We start from the raw sequence: 4,461 nt of genomic DNA on the forward strand, positions 1-4,461 counted from the left end.
GGGCGGGCTACCTCTATGCAGATCTGTCCAAGATGTCGGATGTACGTCGATTAGCGGAACAGCTCGAAGGGCCGATTAATGCGTTGGCGCTGTGTGCGGGAGGAATATCTACCGACAAAGAGGCACGGCTGACCAATGAAGGGTTGGAGGCGACCTTCGCAACAAACTATTTGAGTAAATTCGCGTTGTCGGAGATGCTTCTTCAGCAGAACAAGATCGTACCTGACGGATGCATCGTTATGGTAGGAGGTAACGGCGTCCACAAGAATGCTTCGACCTCTTGGGCTGAACCTCAAGCCGGTCTATTATCCGCGATGAAGGCAGCGCTTGCGGTCGATCTCTATGCTTCCGAGCTCGCCAAGCGATATCCGCAGTTGCGCGTGCATACCTGCTATCCGGGAATGGTTCGAACGAATTTGTTTCAAGAGGCGCCGTTGCTGTTCCGATTGTTGTCTCGAATGTTCGGCCAGCCGATAGCCAAAGGCAGCGCTTATCTGGGTCGGCTAATCTTGGAGAAGCATTCGGGGGTGCATTGGAAGCAGGATCGCCCTATGCGTTTCCGCGTTTCTTTGCCCGCAGGCCAAGAAGCCGAGGCGCTGTGGGTATACAGTCGACAATATATTTGACCACATAACAAAGGGGGAGTTGAGCATGCGCTATAAAGCAGGGTGGCTGGTGCAAAATCATATTTTGGCGTTGACGCATTTTGAACCGGTGGTAACGATGGAGGATTTCCGTGATATCGCTGCGGATGCGCACATGGCTTTGCAAGAGGCGACGCAGCCCTTTCACCTTCTGATTGATAATCGGATTATCGCCGAAAGGACGGTCGCCACTCTGGATTCGATGTTGAAAGCTCTGCCGATCCTCCAACATTCGTATCTGCGGTGGGTTGTTGTCGTGCTGCCCGAAGCCGTCAAAGAGACCGCGGCAGCTAGACAAGTCGAGCGGCATGGAACGATTCATTTAAAATTCGTGGACAGTCTTACTTCTGCATTCCGGCATCTCGTCCATGAGGATGACCGTATAGACGAGGTGGCTGGCATGGAATCGAGCTGGAGTGATTGGATTAGGTTTGAGGGAATCAAGTTTCGGTAGTTCAAAAATACATTGCCAAGTGGCCTATGCGCCACGGCGATGTATTTTTTTTGACAGAGAAGTTAACACGAAGTCAACTTTTAGGAGGGTTAAGAGACCTGCCATAGCGTGTAACTGAATGACTTTTCTTACAAATGCGTATAATACTTTTCAAAGTAGCATGGTACGATGACCACCTAGGAATGGGATACAAATTGATTGAAGTTGGTTGTGAACAGTGTTACTCTAACAACGGTAAACTCATAACCTATGGTATGCGCATCACATCTAATAATAGTCGCTATTTTAGTTATAAAGAAAGGAAATACTATGATAAAAGTTGATAATTTATCCTTCTCATTTCCGCAAAAGGAATTATATAAAAACATTTCATTTACGCTTGAAGAGGCGCAACATTGCGCTTTTATAGGAACAAGCGGCAATGGTAAAAGTACATTAATAGATATATTAATGGATCCAGAAAGATATTTGTTCGAGGGTAAGTTAGAAATAGACCCGACTTGCAGGATTGGCCTCGTAAGTCAGTTTCCACAATTCGACAGAACGAAAGAAACAACCGTTTATGAATATATAGGGGAACCATTTATTAAGATACAAAATGAAATAACCGCTATTTGTACGGAGATGGAAACATCATCGGATATTGATTCCTTATTAGAGAAATATCAATTAGCTTTAGACGCATTTGATTCAATTGGTGGGGAAGATTTTGAAAGCAACATGAATAAGAAACTTAATCTAGCAAACCTGATGAAGCTTAAAGATCTTAGGGTTTCCGACCTGAGCGGTGGGGAATTCAAGCTTATTCAAGTGATGAAGGAAATGCTTAGTAGTCCAGACTTAATGATTATGGACGAACCGGATGTATTTTTAGACTTTGAAAACTTAAATGCGCTTAAGAACCTGATTAATTCCCACAAAGGCATATTGCTAGTTGTTACGCATAACCGATATCTATTGAATCATTGTTTCAACAAAATTATACATCTTGAAAACACTGAGATCCAAGAGTTCGAGGGGCGATATATGGATTATACCTTCTCCTTGCTTCAGACTAAAGTTGAGTTGCAAGAACTCAAAATCGCCGAGGATGAAGAATTGGAGAGAAACGAGAACATAATCGCTAATCTTAGAGTTATCGCAACCTATAATTCAGAAGCTTCTAGAGGCAAAGCTTTAAAAGCCAGAGTCAAGTTTCAAGAAAGATTGGAAGCGCGTAGAATTAAAGCACCGTTCGTTGATATTAAGCAACCGAATATTAATTTTGGTATCGATAATGAAATGGAAGACACCATTGTTGTACATGTCCATAATTATAGCGCTGCCTTTGATGAGTTGCTGTTAGACAATGTTAGCTTTGAGATAAAATCTACGGATAAAGTAGCCATTATTGGTTCAAACGGTACGGGAAAAACGACTTTACTCCGAGATATCTTTAAAAATAATGATGATTCAATTGAAATAAATGCTGATGTTAAAGTAGCTTATTTATCTCAATATCAAGGCGAAGTGCTAAAGGAATCTAATACAATACTAGAAGAATTCATCGATGCTGGGTTTCAAACGTATGATGAAGTTAGATCTTATATTTCAAGCTATGGTTTTGAAGGCGAAATCGTTAATCAAAAGATAAAATCATTATCGGGTGGAGAAAAAAATATGCTTCAATTGGCTAAAGCCGCTGCCAGTAAAGCAAACGTATTGCTTCTTGATGAACCGACAAGCCATTTAGACATCTACTCTCAGCTAGCACTGGAGAAAGCTATTCAGAATTATAAAGGCGCGATTCTTATGATTTCTCATGATTTCTATTCTGTGGTAAATGGTATGGATTATGTTCTAATCATTGAGGATAAGTCGATTAGAAAAATGAGTATTCGAAAATTTAGGCAGATGATTTATGCTAGTCATTTTGATAAGGACTATCTAGAAGCTGAACAAAATAAAAGATCAGTTGAAATGAAAATAGAGTTGGCGTTAAAAGATAATGATTTTGAACTTGCAAAAGTATTGGTTGATGAGCTGGAAGAGCTGATTAAGTTGCTTTAATTGCATAAGCCCAAAGAACGCAGCCTTGTAAAGGAGTTTGGCGGCGGCAATACTGCGTATGGCCAAAACTAAGGACAATTGGGACATGGCGATAGCGCATCGGAGCTATTCGAGCCGGAGCGCATGGAGAGCTCCAGGAATGGGTGGCGAAACGCCATAAAGTGAGAGCGCTTGGTTCGCGCCACTCGTTCAACAGCATTGCAGATACGTCCGGCAGTCTGGTATCGCTGAATAAGATGAATCAAGTATTGGGGCTTGACCCCTCGCGAGGGGCCGTCACGGTGGAGGGCGGCATCCGGTACGGAGAGTTGGCCCGTTATTTGTCGCCAAATGGCTCATGCGTCCTCGCGATGTAATATTTATGTCTTCATCAATTTGCAATCACTTACACCAGATTTGCAGCGCGCACGTTAATCCATCGGTTCGATTGCCGTTAAGCTGGCTTATGAAGCGAGGTCGGTTGACACTCTGGAAATTTCTGATATATAATTAGGATGCTAATTATATTAACACGATCTCAGAATGGAGCCGTAACGCATGTCTCAATCCGTCCTATATTTGAAAAGAACCTATATTATTATGCGCAAAGAGCTTGACGTGCGGTTAAGCACATTCAATCTGACGACTTCGCAATTCGAGATCCTGGGTTATTTGGCCCAATCCGGAGGGTTGGAGCAGCAGAAGCTCCAGCATCATAGCGGTATTACATCCGCGACGTTGACCGGAATATTAGATAAGCTGGAGGCTCGGTCATACATCTCCCGTAAGCCTAGCCATACAGACGGAAGGGCTAACGTTGTGACACTTACGCAGAAGGGCAACGAGGTGTTCGGTAAGCTGGTTGATCTTATTCTGCAATTCGAGAACGAGATGCTTAAAGGGTTCACGCAAGCCGAGAGAGATTTGCTGGGACAGTGGCTGCAACGAGTGGCCAAGAATCTAGGGGATAAGGAATATTATTAATAAGGGCTTTTAGCCTTCACTAATAGCTAGCATCCTAGCAATTCGAGAGGAGGTGAGTGCAATGGTGCGTGTATAAGGACGAAGATGAAAAACATTTGTTTTATAGCTAGGATCCTAACTAATGGAGGGTTGTTATGCGAATCGTAATTACAGGAGGAACAAGCGGAATCGGTTACGGGACGGCGCGCTTTGCCGCGGAACACGGTTGGGAGGTAACGATCGTCGGTCGTAATCGAACCCAAGGCGAGAAGATTGCCGCCGAGCTGGGGGCGGGCTACCTCTATGCAGATCTGTCCAAGATGTCGGATGTACGTCGATTAGCGGAACAGCTCGAAGGGCCGATTAATGCGT

6 protein-coding genes are annotated in these 4,461 nt (G+C 43.8%); all 6 read left to right on the forward strand.

Translation table 11 applies throughout. The features are described 5' to 3' along the window. The coding region (locus AC1DF0_RS31805) for an SDR family NAD(P)-dependent oxidoreductase (RefSeq protein ID WP_477577534.1) at window positions 1–626 on the forward strand (626 nt) is incomplete at its 5' end. A 25-nt stretch (window positions 627–651) separates the two neighbouring features. Further along, window positions 652–1,098 (forward strand): hypothetical protein, encoded by a 447-nt coding sequence (locus AC1DF0_RS31810; RefSeq protein ID WP_477577536.1) that lies wholly within the window; start codon window positions 652–654, stop codon window positions 1,096–1,098. A 309-nt stretch (window positions 1,099–1,407) separates the two neighbouring features. Then, window positions 1,408–3,147: an ABC-F family ATP-binding cassette domain-containing protein gene (locus AC1DF0_RS31815; RefSeq protein WP_477577538.1), complete on the forward strand. Its 1,740-nt coding sequence runs from the start codon at window positions 1,408–1,410 to the stop codon at window positions 3,145–3,147. Between the two features lie 143 nt (window positions 3,148–3,290). Further along, window positions 3,291–3,503: an FAD-binding protein gene (locus AC1DF0_RS31820; RefSeq protein ID WP_477577540.1), complete on the forward strand. Its 213-nt coding sequence runs from the start codon at window positions 3,291–3,293 to the stop codon at window positions 3,501–3,503. Between the two features lie 181 nt (window positions 3,504–3,684). Then, window positions 3,685–4,110: a MarR family transcriptional regulator gene (locus AC1DF0_RS31825; protein ID WP_475822135.1), complete on the forward strand. Its 426-nt coding sequence runs from the start codon at window positions 3,685–3,687 to the stop codon at window positions 4,108–4,110. Between the two features lie 134 nt (window positions 4,111–4,244). After that, window positions 4,245–4,461: SDR family NAD(P)-dependent oxidoreductase (locus AC1DF0_RS31830; RefSeq protein ID WP_477577542.1), on the forward strand; the 217-nt coding region annotated here is incomplete at its 3' end.

This window comes from Paenibacillus sp. 05T425 (genome assembly GCF_056396205.1).